The organism is Pseudosporangium ferrugineum (assembly GCF_003002065.1).
GTDB lineage: Bacteria > Actinomycetota > Actinomycetes > Mycobacteriales > Micromonosporaceae > Actinoplanes > Actinoplanes ferrugineus_A.
On record NZ_PVZG01000016.1, the window covers coordinates 104,172 to 120,710 of the forward strand.

Genomic DNA, 16,539 nt, shown 5'->3' on the forward strand with positions numbered 1-16,539 from the left:
CCCGGAGCGTCCGGGCTTGGCTAAAGTCGATGTGGGAGCGCTCCCAGCGCCCCACGCCACGCGGGGGCAGGCCGCCGGCCCGGACCGGTTCCCACCGGAAACCTGCACGTCACGCAGGTGACCGGGCCGGCGGCCTGACATCGGCCCCGTGGCACCGACGGTTGCCCGCGGCGCGCTTAGTAGGGTGCTCCGCATGACAGGCACGGTCACCCCGGTGGAAATCTTCACGGACGGCGCCTGCGTGCCGAATCCCGGACCCGGCGGCTGGGGCGCCGTGCTGCGGTGGGGCACCACGGAGAAGGATCTCTGCGGCGGCGAGGCGAACTCGACGACGAACAACCGCATGGAACTGATGGCCCCGATCCGCGCCCTCGAAAGCCTGACCCGCGCGCCGCTGCCGGTCATGCTCTACACCGACAGCATCTACGTCCGGGACGGCATCACCAAGTGGATGCCCCGCTGGAAAGCCAACGGCTGGCAGACCTCGGCCAAGCAACCGGTGAAGAACGTCGACCTCTGGCAACGCCTCGAGGCCGCCGTACGCCGCCACGACGTCCAATGGCACTGGGTCAAGGGCCACGCCGGCCACCCGGAGAACGAACGCGCCGACCGCCTGGCCGCCCGAGGCCTCCAGGAAGCCCTCGCCGCCCGCTGACCCCCTTGACCGCCGGGGCCGCCCGCCAACCAACCCGGGCCGCCGACCGACCCGGGCCGCCGACCGACCCGGGCCGCCGACCGACCCGGGCCGCCGACCGGTCCGGGCCGCCGACCGGTCCGGGCCGCCCGTCGGGGGCCTCGCCGCCCACCGACCGACCCGCGTTGCGGGCCGCCGCCCAAGCGCCACGCCACCCACCTGGCCGCGAACGGATACCTCAGCCCACCCGCCTGATCAGGACGATCGGGGGCGGGGCACGGAAGGGAGCTTGCGGGTCTCCTCCTCGCCGGTGCCGGCGGGTGCGGCGCCGCGGACCTTGGCGCGGGCCACGCGGTCCGGCGGGAGGCGGTAGGTCGGCCCCTGGACCAGTTCGTCGGGGACCAGGTGCCGGCCGCCCCTGGAGGAGGCCGCCACGGAAGGCTCCGCCGCGGCCCCCGGCGCGAGGCGGGCACGGGAAGGCGGCGCAGGCTCGGGCGCGGGGTCAGCAAACGGAGCCGGCGCGGCGTCGGCAAACGGAGCCGGCGCGGGGTCGGCGGGGGAAGTCGGGGCCTGAAGGAGGATTCCGTTCTCGGACACCGAGCCGGCCAGCACTCCCGGGCCTCCGGGCACCGGCGCCGTCGTGATCACCGCGGAGGTCACGGCGGCGGTGCCGCGTACCGCTCGGCGGGGGCCGATCAGGCGGGCCGCCATGCTGAAGACGCTGCGGGTTGCCGTGTCGTAGCCGTCCCGGTAGGCCTCGTCGCGGTCCAGGCCCGTGCGGTACCACTGGTGCAGGCGGCCCGCCGCGTAGCCGGTGCAGGCGGTGAACGCGGCGAGGAGCGTGATCAGGAGGGCATCGTGTCCGGGGGCGGTCATGAGAACGATTCTCGCCAAGGCATCGACCTTGAGCTATAGCCCTTTTGACGTACCCCGATCGGTCGACAAGTGGCGTAATTGTGCTCCATCCCACGTCAGAGGCGGTGGAGCCGCCTAGTCCGCGGGCTCGCCGCGTTCGTCCTGTGCGCCGCCGGTGAGCCGCCGCGCCCGCGCCCGCCGCTTGCCGTCGTGCATGGCGGCGACCCGCGCCACGGGGATGGTGCGGCCCTCCGCCACCAGCCCGGCGTCGAGCTTCTGCGGCTGGGGCATCGCCGACGCCCACGGGTCGCCGTCCGCCAGCAGCGCGGGCGCCGTCCGTACGGTGAAGTCCGCAGGCTTGATGTCGTCGAGCCGGTCCCAGGCCACCGGGAAGGAGACCGGCACGCCGGGCCGGATCCGCGGGCTGTACGCGGCCGCCACACTCGCGCCGCCGGAGCGGGTGGCGTCCAGGAAGACCTTGCCGTGCCGGTCCTCGCGGAGGAACGCGGTCGTGGCCAGCGCCGGGTCGAGGCGTTCGGCGCGGGCCGCCACCGCCCGGGTCGCCGCGGCCACGTCCTCGGTGGCGGCGGTGCCGTCGAGCGGGACGAAGACGTGGAGGCCCTTGGCGCCGCTGGTCTTGACCGCGCCGTCGAGGCCCGCGTCGGCGAGCGCCCGGCGCACCAGCCGGGCGGCCCGCACCGCGAGGTCGAAGCCGCCGCCCTCGGGCGGGTCGAGGTCCATGATCAGGTGGGTGGGGCGGTCGCGGGAGTCGATCGTCATGAGGGTGGGGTGATATTCGACCGCGCGCTGGTTGGCGAACCACAGCAGCGTCCTGCGGTCGTTGCAGAGGGCGTACAGGACCTCGCGGTGCGACGCCTCCGCCCAGACCCGGGTGCGGGGCACCCACTCCGGCGTGTACTTCGGCAGGTTCTTCTGCATGAACTTGTCCTGGCCGCGCAGGACGCGCATCACCGAGAGGGGGCGGTCGCGCAGCACCGGGATGATCCGGTCGCGGACCGCGTCCAGATAGTCGACCAGGTCGCGCTTGGTCGCGCCGGCGCCGGGGAAGAGCTCCTGGTCCAGGTTGGTCAGGGGTACGCCGTCGCGCTCCTCCTTCTCGGCCGCCACCCGGCTCAGCCCGCCTGCACCATGCTGATCGCCGGGACCACCATGACCAGGGTCAGCACGGCGTAGACCCCGCCGGTGAAGTACAGGCCGTTGCGGGTGGCGATGACCGCGCCGACGAACGGCAGGATCACCGCGAGCATGGCCGCGAAGAGCAGGGTGCCGGGCTGGCGCTCGCTGCCGAGCAGGCCCCAGCCGAGCAGGAACGGCACGGACACGAGCCAGACCAGCGTGACGAGGAGGACCTGCAGGGCCGCCTCCGCGCGGCGGGCCGCCGCGCGCCGGTCGTCCCGGATCTCCTGCGCCGTCCGGTGCACCGCGGTGCCGCGGGCCAGCGGCGACCGCTCGATCTCCAGGGTCACGTCAAGCACTCTAGGGGAGCCGCTGCCCGCTCGCCCGTCGAGCGATGTCATCCGTTCGCGTACCGATACCTCAGGCGGGCGGGCGCTCTCCGCTGCCGCGGGGGATCAGGGTGGTGCCGATGGTCACCGTCCGGGCCGGGCCGGCGAAACCGCTGATCCTCTCGTACGCGAGCCGCGCCGCCTCCCGCCCCATCGCGACCGGGTCGTGCGCGACCACCGTCGTGCCGATCACGTCGGCCAGGTCGAAGTCGTCGAAGCCGATGAGCGCGGGGTTGCCGGGGTGTCCGCGCAGCGCCCGCAGCGCCCCGGTGGTGAGCCGGTTGTTCGTGGTGAACAGCGCGGTCGGCGCCGGGTCCAGGGCGAGCAGCTCGCGGACGGTCTCCTCGGCCCGGCGCACGTCGTGCACGTCCGTACGCAGGTAGGGCCGCCATTCCTCGTTGCCGCCCGCCGCCATGGCCTGGACGAACCCGTCGTGCCGCCCGCGCTGGGGCGCCATCCGGGCCAGGTCGGTGATCAGGGCGATCCGCCGGTGGCCGCCGCGCAGCAGGTGCTCGCCGGCCGCCCGGGCGCCGCCGATGTTGTCGATGAGCACCGCGTCGGCGGTGGGGCCGTCCGGCGGCCGATCGAGGAAGACGAACGGCACCCCGTGGTTGCTCTCGACCGCCAGGTATTCGTGACGGACCCCGCTGGGCACGACCAGCAGCGCCCGGACCCGGCGTTCCAGGAACGCGTCGACCAGGGCCCGTTCGAGCTCGGCGTCCTCGTCGTTGTTGGCGGTCACCAGCTGCAGCCCGTGCTGGCGCAGCTCGCGCTCGATGCCGCTGGCGACGGCGCTGTAGAACGGGTTGGTGAGGTCGCCGCTGATCAGGCCGACCAGCGCCGAGGTGGCGCCGCGGCGCAGCTCGCGGGCGATGCCGTTGAGCCGGTAGCCGAGCACGTCCGCGGCCTCGCGCACGCGCCGGCCGGTGGCCTCGGCGACGTTCGGCTCGTCGTTGAGGGCCCGGGACGCCGTCTTGAGGCTCACGCCGGCCATCGCGGCGACCTGGGTGAGCGTGGGTCGGCGCAGGTTCGCCCCGTCGACGACTCCGTCGGCGGACCGGGATGCGGACATCGTGCTCCGAGGTGGTGATGACGGACGGTGGGCGGTGCGGAGCAAAGTATGACATCGATGTCGGCGGCATCGGCGCCGCGGTGCCCGAAACCCGTCGTTCGCGCAGTTTAGTGGCATGTCCGGCACCTCGACCAGTGTGCATTTCCGGCCGATCAGGCAGCATGGGCCGCATGGTTCCCCGGTGGAGTGTGATCGGCGCGCCGTCGAGTGCGGGTGCGCACACGCCCGGCGTCGAGCGGGCGCCGGCGGCGCTGCGCGCGGCGGGGCTGCTGACCGCCCTCGACGACCGCGGCGTGCAGGTGCAGGATCTCGGCGACGTGCCGGGCTTCCGGTGGCGGCCCGACCTGTCCCGCCCCACGGCCCAGAACGCCGCGGCGGTGGCCCGGGTGGCGACCGACGTGGCGCGCGCGGTGGCGTCGGCGCCGGGCGTACCGCTGGTGCTCGGTGGCGACTGCACGGTCACGCTCGGGCTGGTGGCGGCGAGCGGCAGCCCGGCGCTGGTCTACATCGACGGCGGCCCGGATCTCTACACGCCGGACACCCGCCCGCACGGCAACCTGGACGCGATGGGCGTGGCGCACCTGATCGGGCTGCCGGGCTGCGACCCGGCGGTGGCCGCGGTGGCGTCGCTGCCGCCCGAGCGGGTGATCGCGTACGGGTTCGACCTGCCGCCCGGCGACCCGGAGCGCGATCTGGTGGACCGCCTGCGGCTGACGTACGTGCCGGGCAACGAGGTGCGCACCGGCCCGGCGAAGGCGGCGGCCCGGGCCCGGTTCGCGGCGGAGGCGGTCGCGCAGAGCTTCGTGGTCCACGTCGACGTGGACGTGCTGGCGTTCGCGCAGGCGCCGTTCGCGGACGTGCCGGAGCCGCTCGGCCTGACCCTGCGCGAGCTGGTCGAGACGCTGTCGGTGCTGGTGGCGAGCCCGCAGTTCGCGGGGATGTCGGTGACCGAGGTGAACCCCGACCACGTGCCGCCGGAGGTCGGCCTCGGACCGCTCGTCGAGGCCCTGGCCGCCGCCCTGAGCTAGGCGAGGTCGCGCCAGAACATCACGGTGGCGCGGACGCCGTCGAGGGCGGCGGTGGCGCCACCGCCCTGAGTTAGGACCTATGCGAGGTCGCGCCAGAACGCCACGGTGGCGCGGACGCCGTCGAGGGCGGGGGTGGCGCCGCCGAACTCGCGGCGCAGGTAGTCGGCGAGGTCGGCGCCGTACAGGATGACGTCGGTCTGCATCACCGACAGCACCGGATGGCCCGAGCCGCCGCGGCCGGCGGGCAGGTAGCGGTGCGAATAGACCGGGATCAGCCGCGGCGCCGTCACGAGGAAGCCGCGGGCCACCGCGAGCGCCGTGCCGGGCGCGGCCGGGCGCGGACCCCAGCCCTCGTACCAGAAGTCGTTCTCGAGCACGTCGAAGAGCACCCCCTCGACGGGCAGCGCGAGCTTCTCGCGGAGCTGGTCGCGGTCGCCGTCGCGCCAGTCCGGCCAGCCGCGGCCGGCGGGCAGGCCGGCGGCGAGGAACGCGCGGTGGTCGTCGGCGAAGGAGAACCCGAACTCCTTCTCGACGGCGTCGAGTTCGGCGTCGGAGAGCCCGGGCCTGATCGGGAACCGGGCGTACGAGGCGAGCAGCGCGGCGGGGGAACCCTCATCGGTCACGGACGTGAGCCTAGGGGTGTGGTCCCGAGCACCGGAAGAGTCGGATCCGGAAACGCACACGATCCAACATGGCCGGAGGCGTACCCGACGCGGCGGACACCCGGCCGCTCGACCATATGCCTAGGTGAAGGGCGGGGGCAAGGGCCGCGGGACGCCAACCTGACATCGATGTCATTTCATGGGCGATCGTGTGCGCGGAAGCCTTGCGTATCGATGCACTTGCACGTGACGATGTGTCGCGGATGTTTCCTCTCGGTTCCGCACAGCCTGCGACAAGGAGATGGCATGCACCGCCCACGATGGGATGTCGCCCTGTTATCCTTGAGCCTCATAGCGGCGGCCGCGGCCGTCGCCACCTCAGGCGCGGCCCAAGCGGCCGGCGCCACCGCCTTCCGGACGTCCTTCGAGGCCGGTGACCCGCAGCCGGCCTGGAAGGACACGGTGGAGGACGGCCGCAGCGCCGGCGTGACCGGCAACGTCACCTTCGGCACGCTCGGCAGCCTGCGCTGCCACGTCACGGCCGTGGCCGTGAACGCCCAGCCGAACGGCAACGAGGGCGGCAAGAACCTCAACGACGGCGACCCGGGCACCAAGTGGCTGGTCGACACGCCGACGAGCTGGGCGCAGTACACCCTCGACACCCCCACCGAGGTGATCAAGTACGCGCTCACCTCCGCCAACGACGCCCCCGAGCGGGACCCGCGGGACTGGACGCTGGAGGGATCGGCGGACGGCACCACCTGGACCACAGTGGACACGCAGACCGGGCAGTCGTTCAGCGAACGCTTCCAGACGAAGTCGTACACGGTCGCGAACCCGGGTTCCTTCCTCATCTACCGGCTCAACATCACCGGCCACCCCTCGGGCAACCTCACCCAGCTCGCCGACCTGGACCTGATCCAGGCCGCCACGGCCACCCCGGTGGACGGTCCGATGCAGAGCAGGGCGGGTCAGGGCCCGGCCAGCTCCCCGACCGCCAAGGGCTGCGTCGGCTTCACCGGCCTCAAGTCGCTCGAGGTCGCCGGCCGGCACACCGCCGAGGGCCGCGGGTACTCGTACAACAAGGTTCTCGACGTCGATGTCGCCGTGACGGCCGACACCGAGCTCTCCTACCTGGTCTTCCCCGAGTTCAACCGCGACGACCAGGCCAACCCGGCCACGTACACCGCGGTCGACCTGGCCTTCACCGACGGCACCTACCTGTCCGGCCTGAAGGCCCTCGACCAGAACGGCATCGTGGTCAGCCCGGCCGCGCAGGGCGCGTCGAAGACGCTCTACACGTCGCAGTGGAACAAGCGGACCTCGCGGATCGGCAAGGTCGCGGCCGGCAAGACCATCGACCGCATCCTGGTCGGGTACGACAAGCCGTCCGGTCCCACCACCTTCCGGGCCTGGTACGACGACATCGCCCTCGCCGAGGTCGCGCCCGCGAAGCCGAGGTCGCACCTCTCCGAGTACGCCGAGACCCGCCGCGGCACCCAGTCCTCCGGCGACTTCTCGCGCGGCAACAACTTCCCGGCGACCGCTGTCCCGCACGGCTTCAACTTCTGGACGCCGATGACGGACGCGAACACCACCCGGTGGCTGTACGAGTACCACCGCTCGAACAACGCCGCGAACCGCCCCACCATCCAGGCGTTCTCGTCGAGCCACCAGCCGAGCCCCTGGATGGGTGACCGGCAGACGTTCCAGCTCATGCCGTCCGCGGCGACCGGCACTCCGGACGCCGACCGGCAGAAGCGGGCCCTCTCCTTCAGCCACGACAACGAGGTCGCGAAGCCGTACTACTACGGCGTCACGTTCGACAACGGCATCAAGGCGGAGTTCGCGCCCACCGACCACGCGGCACAGTTCCAGTTCACGTTCACCGGCGACAGCTCGAACGTCATCTTCGACAACGTGAACGGCGACGCCGGGCTCACCATCGACGCGGCGAACCGCTCCGTCAGCGGCTGGTCCGACGTCAACAGCGGCGGCGGCTCCTCGGGCATGACCCGGATGTTCATGTACGCCACCGTCGACGCGCCCCTCGTCGCGAGCGGCATGCTGCCCGCCGGCAACCGGCCGTCGACCGGCTACGTCAAGGTCGACACCACGCAGGACAAGACGGTGACCGTACGCATGGCCACGTCGCTGATCAGCGTCGAGCAGGCCCGGCACAACCTGGACCTGGAGATCGCCGCCGACGCCACCCTCGCGTCGGTGCGGGACAGGGCGCAGGCCGCGTGGGACGCCAAGCTGCGCACCGTCGAGGTCGAGGGCGCGTCCGAGGACCAGCTCGTCACCCTCTACTCCAACCTGTACCGGCTGTTCCTCTACCCGAACTCGGGGTACGAGAACACCGGCACCGCGCAGAGCCCGGTCTACAAGCACGTCGTGCAGTCGGCGGTGACCTCGCCGGGCAGCTCGCCGACGGAGACCGGCGCGCCGGTCAAGGACGGCAAGGTGTACGTGAACAACGGGTTCTGGGACACCTACCGCACGACGTGGCCGGCGTACTCGCTGCTGACCCCGGACACGGCGGGCGAGATGGTGGACGGCTTCGTCCAGCAGTACCGCGACGGCGGCTGGATCTCCCGGTGGTCGTCGCCCGGATACGCCAACATCATGGTCGGCACCAGCTCGGACGTCGCGTTCGCGGACGCGTACCTGAAGGGCGTGCCCGGGATCGACGCCGAGGCGGCCTACCAGGCCGCGGTGAAGAACGCGACGGTGAACCCGCCGAACGAGAACGTCGGCCGCAAGGGCCTGGCCAGCGGAATCTTCAAGGGCTACACGCCGAGCGACGCCACCGGCGAGGCCATGTCCTGGGCCATGGACGGCTACATCAACGACTTCGGCATCGCCAACATGGCCGATGCCCTGTCGAGGAAGGGCGGACCCAAGGCCGCCGAGTACGCCGAGCAGGCCGAGTACTTCCGCAACCGGGCCATGAACTACGTGCACATGTTCGACGAGAAGGTGGGCTTCTTCCAGGGCAAGGACACCGCGGGCAACTGGCGCCGCAGCCCGGAGACGTACGACCCGCGGGTCTGGGGCTACGACTACACCGAGACCAACGGCTGGAACATGGCGTTCCACGCGCCGCAGGACGGCCAGGGCCTGGCCAACCTGTACGGCGGCCGGGAGGGTCTGGCGAAGAAGCTGGACACGTTCTTCTCGACGCCCGAGACGGCCCAGTTCACCGGCTCGTACGGCGGCACGATCCACGAGATGCTCGAGGCCCGCGACGTACGGATGGGCCAGTGGGGCTTCAGCAACCAGCCGTCGCACCACATCCCGTACATGTACGACTACACGGGCCAGCCGTACAAGGCCCAGAAGATCGTCCGCGAGGCGCTGTCCCGGCAGTACCTCGGCAGCGAGATCGGCCAGGGTTACCCGGGCGACGAGGACAACGGCGAACTGAGCGCCTGGTACGTGTTCAGCGCGCTCGGCTTCTACCCGTTGCAGATGGGCACCCCGGCGTACGCGATCGGCTCCCCGCTGTTCACCAAGGCCACGGTCAACCTGCCGGGCGGCAAGAAGATCGTGGTGAACGCCAAGAACAACAGCGCGGAGAACGTGTACGTGCAGTCGCTGAAGGTGAACGGCGTAAGCCAGACGTCGACGTCCCTTCAGCACTCGGCGATCGCCGACGGCGCGGTCCTGGACTTCACCATGGGTCCGGAGCCGTCCTCGTGGGGCACCGGCGAGACCGCCGCCCCCCGCTCGCTGACCAACGGTGACGAGGTGGCCAAGCCGCTGCGCGACCTGACCGGACCGGGCAAGGGCACGGCGTCCGACCCGGTGCTGGTGGACGACACGTCCGCCACCCGTACGGTGTTCAGCACGGCGACGCCGTCGTGGAACTACCGGTTCACCAGCGGTGGCGAGCAGGCCGACTACTACACCCTCACCTCGGGTGCGGTGGCCGGCGACCCCAAGGCGTGGAAGCTGTCCGGCTCGTACGACGGCACCACCTGGACGACGATCGACGAGCGGGCGGACCAGACGTTCGACTGGCGGCTGCAGACCCGGCCGTACAAGATCGCCAAGCCGGGCCGGTACGCCCACTACCGGCTGGACGTCACGGTCAACACCGGCCAGACGACCACCACGCTGGCCGAGATCGAACTGCTCGGCACGCCGGCCCCGGCCTGCACCACGACGATCTCCGACAAGGTGGTCGGCGCCATCACGGTGAAGTCCGGCGTCACCTGCATCAAGGACGGCGCGACGGTCACCGGCCTGGTGACGGTCAAGAAGGACGCGTCGCTCTACGTCTCCGACGCGACCCTGCGCGCGGCGGTCACGGCGACCCGGGCGGACGCGGTGTCCGTGCTGCGCTCCACGGTCACCGGCCCGGTCACGGTGACCGGCTCGGGCCCGGTCCACCTGGAGGGCTCGACCATCAACGGCGCGGTCACCCTGCTGAACAACCACAGCGCGACCGTCGTCGCGGGCGACACGATCAACGGCCCGCTCGCCTGCACCGCCAACCTGCCGAAGCCGGTGAACAACGGACTGCCCACCGCGGGCACCGGCCCACGCCTGAACCAGTGCGCCGGGCTCTGACGATCCGCTGACAGGAGCGCCGCGGACCCCCGCCAGGGGCCCGCGGCGCTCTACTGTGAGGGCATGCCTGACGAAGATCTCTGGGCCGCCGTCGTCGCGGGCCGCCTGTGCACCCTGGCCACGATCAAGAAGGACGGCCGCCCGCAGCTGTCCGACGTCAGCTACACCGCCGACCCGCAGACCCGGGTGCTGCGCGTCTCCACCCGCGGCACCCTCGCCAAGGTCCACAACCTCCGCCGTGACCCCCGGGCCTCCCTGCGGGTGGGGCCGCCCGGCGGCGGCTACGTGGCGGCCGAGGTGACGGCGTCGTTCTCCCCCGCCGCCACCGACGAGCACGACGCCACGGTGGAGGAGCTGATCGACGTCTACCGCCTCATCGCCGGGCAGGACCACCCCGACTGGGCCGACTACCGCCGCGCGATGGTGGCCGACGGGCGCCTGGTGCTCCGGCTCCAGGTCGAGCGCCTGTACGGCTGGATCACGGGCTGACCGCCGGCACCGGTCACAGGTGCCCGGAGAAGGGCACTCCCCGGAGCCGCCGGCCGAGCCGCGTGCTAGCCATCGAGGTGGCGGGCGAGGACCACGGCATGGTTGCGGTCGTGCGGGGCTCTGGCGGCGTACAGGAGGGTCACGACGGGGTGGGCCGCGACGATCTCGCGGAGCTCGCCGACCGCGGGGTTGTCCCGCAGCTCGGCCTCGTAACGGGCGGCGAACTCGTCGAAGCGGTCCGGCCGGGCGTGGAACCAGGTGCGGAGCTCCGTGCTGGGCGCGACCTCCTTGAGCCAGCGGTCGAGGCGGGCCCGCTCCTTGGAGATCCCGCGCGGCCACAATCGGTCGACCAGCACCCGGAACCCGTCGTCCGCCACCGGCTCGTCATGCACCCGCTTGACCCCGACGCCCATCAGCGGACCACGGTCTCCGCGGCGACCAGTTCGGCCAGGTTGGCGCGGCAGCGGGTCAGCCGGTCGGTGATCTCGTCGAAGAGGGCCGGGTCGCGGCGAGTGCCCTCCCGCCACATCGCCCGCAACGCGGCCTGGCCCTGGGCGAGATGCGTGGCGGCGCCCTCGACGTGGGCGATGAGCTCGCCGCGGCGGGCCGGGGCGGCGGACTGCGCCGAGCCCCGGGCGGCCCGCAGCGGCTCGCCCGGCCGGCCGAACACGGCGGCGGCGTCCCCTCCGGCCCGTTCGGCGCCGATCCAGGCGAGCAGGTGCTCCAGGTCGGTGGCCGCCACGGTCATCCGGCCGATCGCCGTCAGGGTTTCCGGGGACAGCTTCTGCATGGGCCGACCCTACCGCCGGGCGGGCTGAGGGGATCACCGTGCCGTTCCGGGTCGTCTCGCCGGCCGGCACGGTGCTCGCCTCCGGCCAGGCCAACGCGAGCGCGACGGGCAACCAGATCGTGCCCCGCGTCGCCGTGGACCCCGACGGCCCGCTCGGCAGTGCGACGGGCGCCGCGTTCGCGGTGGTGTGGGAGGAGGTCCTGGGCAGCGCGGTCACCGTATACACCGGCACCGCGACGAAGGCGTACGAGAAAGTGGTGAGTCAGACCGCCGGCGCGGTCAACAGCGACCCGGGCGGCTGGGCTGAGCCTCACCGCTCGTGCCACGTCCGCAGGCCGGCGACCCGTACGTCGTCGACGGCGAGCAGCTGGCCGCCCGCCGCGAGCAGCCGGTCGCGCGCGTCCCGGGGCAGGTGGACGGTCGAGCCGGCGGCGAGCGGCAGCACGTGCAGCGTCACGGCGTCGCCGGGGCGGTGACCGGCGTCGCGCAGGCTGAGCGTCCAGCGGGAGCCGTCCCAGAAGCGGTCGGTGACCGTACGCCCGCCGACCCGCACCTCGGCCACGTCCCCCGCCCACCCGATGTCCAGGAGCACGTCGAGCCCCTCGTCCGCCGCCCAGCCGGGCAGCACCACCCGGTACACCGCCGCGAGCTCGTCGAACACCGACGGCGAGGGCGCGGACGGGCGCCCCTCGTGCTTGCCGTACGCGACGGGGACCGCCGGGCCGGCCGGCCGCAGCTCCTCCACCGCCGCATCGGCGACCCGTGCCGCGGCCGGGCCCTCCGGCGCGAACGACAGGTCCACGAAGGACCGTGCCGCCGGGTCGTAGGCCCGCACCGCCGGGGCCGGGTCGCTCGTGCGTACGCGGATCCGCCCGTCCGGTCCCCACGACAGCTCATCCGCGCAGAGCAGCAGCCGGCGTCCACCGTCCTCGCACACCCAGGCCGTGCGCGCCGACTCCGGGTCGAGCACCAGCACGTCGAGCGCGCCGCCGGCCGACGTCAGCCGCAGCGGCGACAGGGCGGCGGCCCGGTGCACGGCGCCGTCCGCGGTGACGAGCTCCGGTGCGATGCCCGGCTCGGCGGTGAGGACCAGCGTCGGCACGTCGCCGGGGAGCAGGGTGAGCGCGGACGCCGTCGCCCAGGACAGCGTCACGCCGCCCGCGGTGAGGTGCAGCGGCCACCGGGCCAGCGTGCCGGGCGGGATGTCGATCGGGCGCGACGGCAGGACGAGTTCCGTGCCGCCGAGGGCGACCCGGAAGCGGGCGTCCCGGTACGCCGCCAGCGGCACGTGCGGCTGGTGCCACGCGACGAAGAGGAACCCGCTGTCGCCGTCCGCGCGCAGGGCCCAGCGCAGCGTCGACGTGTCCTCGACCCCGGCGGGGCGTACGCCCGGAAGGCTGGACGGCATGCCGGCGAGCGTGGCGCCGAACGCGGCCAGGAACGCGTGCTGGCGGCGCAACTCGGCGTGGCTGGGCGCCAGCACGCCGGCCTCACCGATCGGGGCGTGGAAGTCGTATCCGAGGCGGGGCAGGTCGTTGGGGTAGCCGGTCGCGTGGGACTCCTGCATGCCGTGGTCGCCGGGCGGGTTGGTGCCGCCGGCGTACATGTAGTAGCCCTGCCAGGCGGAGCCGTTGCCGATCTTGCAGTGGGCCACCGTGGCCACGTCGAGCGCGGTGGGGCGGGGGCGACGGTGGTACGCCGTACCCATGCCGCCGCCGAGCTCGCAGGTCGCCGGCGGGAACAGGTCGGAGGGGGTGCGGGGATGCGCGGCGAGCGGCCCGGCGTGCTGCGCGCGGCGGACGTCGGCGCCGATGCCCGGGTCGTCCCACACGTGCGAGAAGAAGTAGTGGTCGCGGAACGTCGGGTCCCAGGGCGCGTCGGTGTCGACCCAGAAGCCGTCGCCGTAGCCGCCGTACAGCGGGAGGACCTCCTGGGCGGGCAGGTCGGCGCCGCCCCACGCGGTGGCGACCCACAGCGGCGCGGTCAGCCCGGCCTCCCGGGCGAGGCGCTTGAGGGTGACGAGGTGGCCGGGCTGGTCGTACAGCTCGTTCTCCAGCTGGACGGCGAGCACCGGGCCGTCGCCCGCGCAGCGTCCGGCGAGGGCGGCGGCGAGCTGGCCGAACCATTCCCGGACCAGTTCCAGGTACGCCGGATCGTCGGTCCGGTGCCGCACGGGCGCGTCCCGGACCCAGTCGGGGAACCCGCCGTTGCGGCTCTCGCCGTGGCACCACGGGCCGATCCGCAGGATGACGTCGAGCCCGGCCGCCGCGCACTCGTCGAGGAACGCGCCGACGTCGAGGTGGCCGTCGAAGCGTGGCGCGTCCCGATGCTCGACGTGGTGCAGCCAGAACACGTACGTGGCCACCGCCGTGACGCCGCCGGCCCGCATCTGCCGCAGCCGCTGCGCCCAGCGGTGCCGTGGCACCCGGCTGTAGTGCAGCTCGCCGGTGACCGGGATGACCGGTACGCCGTCGCGGACGAGGTGCCGGCTGGTCAGCGACAGCCCGGGGCGGACGTCTTCCTCGTTGCTCATCCGGGGCCGGCGGAGGTCCGTCGCCCACGGGTGGTGCGCGACGGTGAGTGGCGGGTGTTCGGTCGGCAACGCGTACCCCTTTTGAGCATGGTCCTGTAACCGGTCACAGGCGTAACAGATCGCACCCTATCTCGATGTAACGGGGATTTTGCAAGGCCTTGACAGGAGCGTAAACGAGCATCACTGTAACCGGTCACAGGCCTCGTGCCGACCGAGGAGGAACCCATGAAGAGAACCCTTGCCGGCGTCCTCGCCGCCTCCCTTGCCCTCCTGGCCGCCGGTTGCAGCGGCAGCGACGACCCCGACGCCGGCGGCAGCGCCCCCGGCGGCAAGGTGGCGCTGACGTACTGGAGCTGGGCGCCGAACATGGACAAGGTGGTCGCCGAGTGGAACGCCGCGCACCCCGACATCCAGGTGACCGTCAACAAGCAGGACGGCGGCGACCCCGCCGTGGCGAAGCTGCTGACCGCCATCAAGGCCGGCAGCGGCGCGCCCGACGTCATGCAGGCCGAGTACCAGAAGATCCCCACGCTGGTCTCCGCCGGCGCCATCGCCGACATCGCCGCCGAGACCGGCTCGCTCAAGGACAAGTTCCCCGAGTCCGCGTGGAATTCGGTCACCCTCGGCTCGGAGGCGGTCTACGGCGTGCCGCAGGACTCCGGGCCGATGATGTTCTTCTACCGCTCGGACGTCTTCGACGAGCTCGGCGTCCCGGTCCCCACCACCTGGGAGCAGTACGCCGACGCCGCCCGCAGGATCCACGGCGCGGACAAGAAGAAGTACCTGGGCACCTTCTCCGCCAACGACCCGGGCTGGTTCTCCGGCCTCGCCCAGCAGGCCGGCGCGTCCTGGTGGGGCGTGCAGGGCGACTCGTGGTCGGTGGCGATCAACGACGCCGCCACCCAGAAGGTCGCCTCGTACTGGGGTGGCCTCGTGCAGGAGGGTGCGATCGCCAACACCCCGATGTACACGCCCGACTGGAACGCTGCCCTCAACGACGGCACGCAGGTCGGCTGGCTCGGCGCGGTGTGGGGCCCCGGCGTGCTCGAGGGCAACGCCGCCTCGACCAAGGGCAAGTGGAAGGTCGCGCCGCTGCCGCAGTGGGACGCGGCGAAACCGGCGAACGGCAACTGGGGTGGCTCGGCGACCAGCGTCACGACGCAGAGCAGGAACAAGAAGGCAGCCGCCCAGTTCATCACCTGGCTCAACACCGATCCCGCCGCGCTCAAGGCGCTGGCCGGCACCGCCAACGTCTACCCCGCCGCCAACGAGGCGACCAGCGTGGCGCTGACGAAGCCGCCCGCCTTTTTCGCGAACCAGCCGGACTTCTACACCGTCGCCGCGGACGCCGCCAAGGTCACCAACCCGTTCACGTACGGGCCGAACGTCAACGTGGCGTACAGCGCGTACAACGACGCGTTCGGCAAAGCGGCGGAGTCGAAGCAGAGCGCGAACTTCACGTCGGCACTGGCCACCATGCAGAGCACCACCCTCGACGACCTGAAGAACAGCGGCTTCAAGGTCGCGGGGTGAGGAAGCGTACGGGTGCGCCGTACGCCTTCCTGGCCCCGGCCCTGCTGCTCTTCGCCGCGTTCCTCGGCGCACCCATCGTCTACGCCGGCTACCTCAGCCTGCGCCGCGTCAAGATCTCAGGGCTGGGGCTGGGCCCCGGTTCGCGGGTGGAGCAGTGGGCCGGGCTGAGCAACTACACCCGCTCGCTGTCCGACGCCGAGTTCCTGCCCAGCGTCGGGCGGGTCGCCGCGTACGGCCTCCTGGTCGTGCCGGTCATGCTCGGTCTGGCCCTGCTGATGGCGCTGCTGCTGGACGCCGGCCGGACCCGGGTCGGCGGTTTCGCCCGGACCGCGATCTTCCTTCCGTACGCCGTGCCGGCCGTGATCGCCTCCCTGCTCTGGGGCTTCCTCTACCTGCCCCGGGTCAGCCCGATCGCCGACGTGCTCGAGGGCGCGGGCCTGAGCAGCCCGGACTTCCTGTCCTCGGCGCACGTGCTCTACGCGGTCGCCAACATCGCCGTGTGGGGCGGCACCGGCTTCAACATGATCGTGCTCTACACCGCGCTGCGCACGATCCCGCGGGAGCTGATCGAGGCGGCCCGCATCGACGGCGCCTCGGACGTGCAGATCGCCCTGCGCGTCAAGGTGCCGGTCATCCTGCCGTCGCTGGTGATGACGTTCGTCTTCTCGCTCATCGCCACGCTGCAGGTCTTCGCCGAGCCGATGGTCCTGCGCCCGCTGACCAACACGATCTCGGCGACCTGGACGCCGCTGATGAAGGTCTACCGGGACGCCTTCGTCCGCAACGACCTCTACGCCGCCGCGGCCACCTCGGTGGTCATCGCCGCCGCCACGTTCGCGCTCTCCTTCGGCTTCCTCAAGCTCGTCGGGGCGCGCGCCTTCCGGCAGGAGGACTGACCC

Annotated in this window: 14 protein-coding genes; 6 read left to right on the plus strand and 8 right to left on the minus strand. The window is 72.5% G+C overall.

The window, feature by feature from the left end; all coding sequences use genetic code 11:
- Positions 1-193 precede the first annotated feature (193 nt).
- Complete coding sequence (rnhA, locus tag CLV70_RS28965; RefSeq protein WP_106129784.1) at positions 194-655, plus strand: ribonuclease HI; 462 nt, start codon at positions 194-196, stop codon at positions 653-655.
- A gap of 234 nt (positions 656-889) precedes the next feature.
- Here the strand turns inward: rnhA and CLV70_RS28970 are convergent, their stop codons facing one another.
- From CLV70_RS28970 to CLV70_RS28985, 4 genes are all read right to left on the minus strand, one after another.
- Positions 890-1,510 (minus strand): hypothetical protein, encoded by a 621-nt coding sequence (locus CLV70_RS28970; protein ID WP_106129785.1) that lies wholly within the window; start codon positions 1,508-1,510, stop codon positions 890-892.
- Between the two features lie 114 nt (positions 1,511-1,624).
- The gene (gene ligD / locus CLV70_RS28975) at positions 1,625-2,617 is read right to left on the minus strand and encodes a non-homologous end-joining DNA ligase (protein ID WP_106129786.1); all 993 of its coding nucleotides are present in this window, start codon (positions 2,615-2,617) and stop codon (positions 1,625-1,627) included.
- A gap of 5 nt (positions 2,618-2,622) precedes the next feature.
- On the minus strand, positions 2,623-2,976 hold the full coding sequence (locus CLV70_RS28980; protein WP_146164193.1) for a hypothetical protein: 354 nt from the start codon (positions 2,974-2,976) through the stop codon (positions 2,623-2,625).
- A 70-nt stretch (positions 2,977-3,046) separates the two neighbouring features.
- Positions 3,047-4,087, minus strand: coding sequence for a LacI family DNA-binding transcriptional regulator (locus tag CLV70_RS28985; RefSeq protein WP_106129788.1), 1,041 nt, complete (start codon positions 4,085-4,087; stop codon positions 3,047-3,049).
- Positions 4,088-4,257: 170 nt separating this feature from the next.
- On the opposite strand from CLV70_RS28985, the gene CLV70_RS28990 reads away from it, so the two are divergent.
- Entirely contained in the window at positions 4,258-5,115 is an 858-nt protein-coding gene (locus CLV70_RS28990) for an arginase family protein (protein ID WP_106129865.1), read from the plus strand.
- A 77-nt stretch (positions 5,116-5,192) separates the two neighbouring features.
- Here the strand turns inward: CLV70_RS28990 and CLV70_RS28995 are convergent, their stop codons facing one another.
- The gene (locus tag CLV70_RS28995) at positions 5,193-5,738 is read right to left on the minus strand and encodes an SMI1/KNR4 family protein (protein ID WP_106129789.1); all 546 of its coding nucleotides are present in this window, start codon (positions 5,736-5,738) and stop codon (positions 5,193-5,195) included.
- 285 nt (positions 5,739-6,023) lie between these two features.
- Here CLV70_RS28995 and CLV70_RS29000 point away from each other — a divergent pair, with 285 nt between their 5' ends.
- Entirely contained in the window at positions 6,024-10,295 is a 4,272-nt protein-coding gene (locus tag CLV70_RS29000; RefSeq protein WP_106129790.1) for a GH92 family glycosyl hydrolase, read from the plus strand.
- 63 nt (positions 10,296-10,358) lie between these two features.
- The gene (locus CLV70_RS29005; protein ID WP_106129791.1) at positions 10,359-10,784 is read left to right on the plus strand and encodes a PPOX class F420-dependent oxidoreductase; all 426 of its coding nucleotides are present in this window, start codon (positions 10,359-10,361) and stop codon (positions 10,782-10,784) included.
- Positions 10,785-10,849: 65 nt separating this feature from the next.
- Here CLV70_RS29005 and CLV70_RS29010 read toward each other — a convergent pair whose 3' ends face one another.
- From CLV70_RS29010 to CLV70_RS29020, 3 genes are all read right to left on the minus strand, one after another.
- The gene (locus CLV70_RS29010; RefSeq protein WP_106129792.1) at positions 10,850-11,197 is read right to left on the minus strand and encodes a DUF488 domain-containing protein; all 348 of its coding nucleotides are present in this window, start codon (positions 11,195-11,197) and stop codon (positions 10,850-10,852) included.
- The gene (locus CLV70_RS29015) at positions 11,197-11,574 is read right to left on the minus strand and encodes a hypothetical protein (RefSeq protein ID WP_106129793.1); all 378 of its coding nucleotides are present in this window, start codon (positions 11,572-11,574) and stop codon (positions 11,197-11,199) included. The genes CLV70_RS29010 and CLV70_RS29015 overlap by 1 nt, the downstream gene beginning before the upstream one ends.
- A 310-nt stretch (positions 11,575-11,884) precedes the next feature.
- On the minus strand, positions 11,885-14,176 hold the full coding sequence (locus CLV70_RS29020) for a beta-galactosidase (RefSeq protein ID WP_245908518.1): 2,292 nt from the start codon (positions 14,174-14,176) through the stop codon (positions 11,885-11,887).
- A 156-nt stretch (positions 14,177-14,332) separates the two neighbouring features.
- On the opposite strand from CLV70_RS29020, the gene CLV70_RS29025 reads away from it, so the two are divergent.
- Positions 14,333-15,640: an ABC transporter substrate-binding protein gene (locus tag CLV70_RS29025; RefSeq protein WP_106129867.1), complete on the plus strand. Its 1,308-nt coding sequence runs from the start codon at positions 14,333-14,335 to the stop codon at positions 15,638-15,640.
- Entirely contained in the window at positions 15,637-16,536 is a 900-nt protein-coding gene (locus tag CLV70_RS29030) for a carbohydrate ABC transporter permease (protein WP_106129794.1), read from the plus strand. The genes CLV70_RS29025 and CLV70_RS29030 overlap by 4 nt, the downstream gene beginning before the upstream one ends.
- Positions 16,537-16,539: the final 3 nt, after the last annotated feature.

Excerpts from the sequence above, each read along its gene's own strand:
- CLV70_RS28985 (WP_106129788.1), bottom strand. The coding sequence starts at position 4,087 with ATGTCCGCATCCCGGTCCGCCGACGGAGTCGTCGACGGGGCGAACCTG.
- CLV70_RS29025 (WP_106129867.1), top strand. The coding sequence starts at position 14,333 with ATGAAGAGAACCCTTGCCGGCGTCCTCGCCGCCTCCCTTGCCCTCCTG.
- CLV70_RS29000 (WP_106129790.1), top strand. The coding sequence starts at position 6,024 with ATGCACCGCCCACGATGGGATGTCGCCCTGTTATCCTTGAGCCTCATA.
- CLV70_RS28970 (WP_106129785.1), bottom strand. The coding sequence starts at position 1,510 with ATGACCGCCCCCGGACACGATGCCCTCCTGATCACGCTCCTCGCCGCG.
- CLV70_RS28990 (WP_106129865.1), top strand. The coding sequence starts at position 4,258 with ATGGTTCCCCGGTGGAGTGTGATCGGCGCGCCGTCGAGTGCGGGTGCG.
- CLV70_RS29010 (WP_106129792.1), bottom strand. The coding sequence starts at position 11,197 with ATGGGCGTCGGGGTCAAGCGGGTGCATGACGAGCCGGTGGCGGACGAC.
- CLV70_RS29015 (WP_106129793.1), bottom strand. The coding sequence starts at position 11,574 with ATGCAGAAGCTGTCCCCGGAAACCCTGACGGCGATCGGCCGGATGACC.
- CLV70_RS29005 (WP_106129791.1), top strand. The coding sequence starts at position 10,359 with ATGCCTGACGAAGATCTCTGGGCCGCCGTCGTCGCGGGCCGCCTGTGC.
- rnhA (WP_106129784.1), top strand. The coding sequence starts at position 194 with ATGACAGGCACGGTCACCCCGGTGGAAATCTTCACGGACGGCGCCTGC.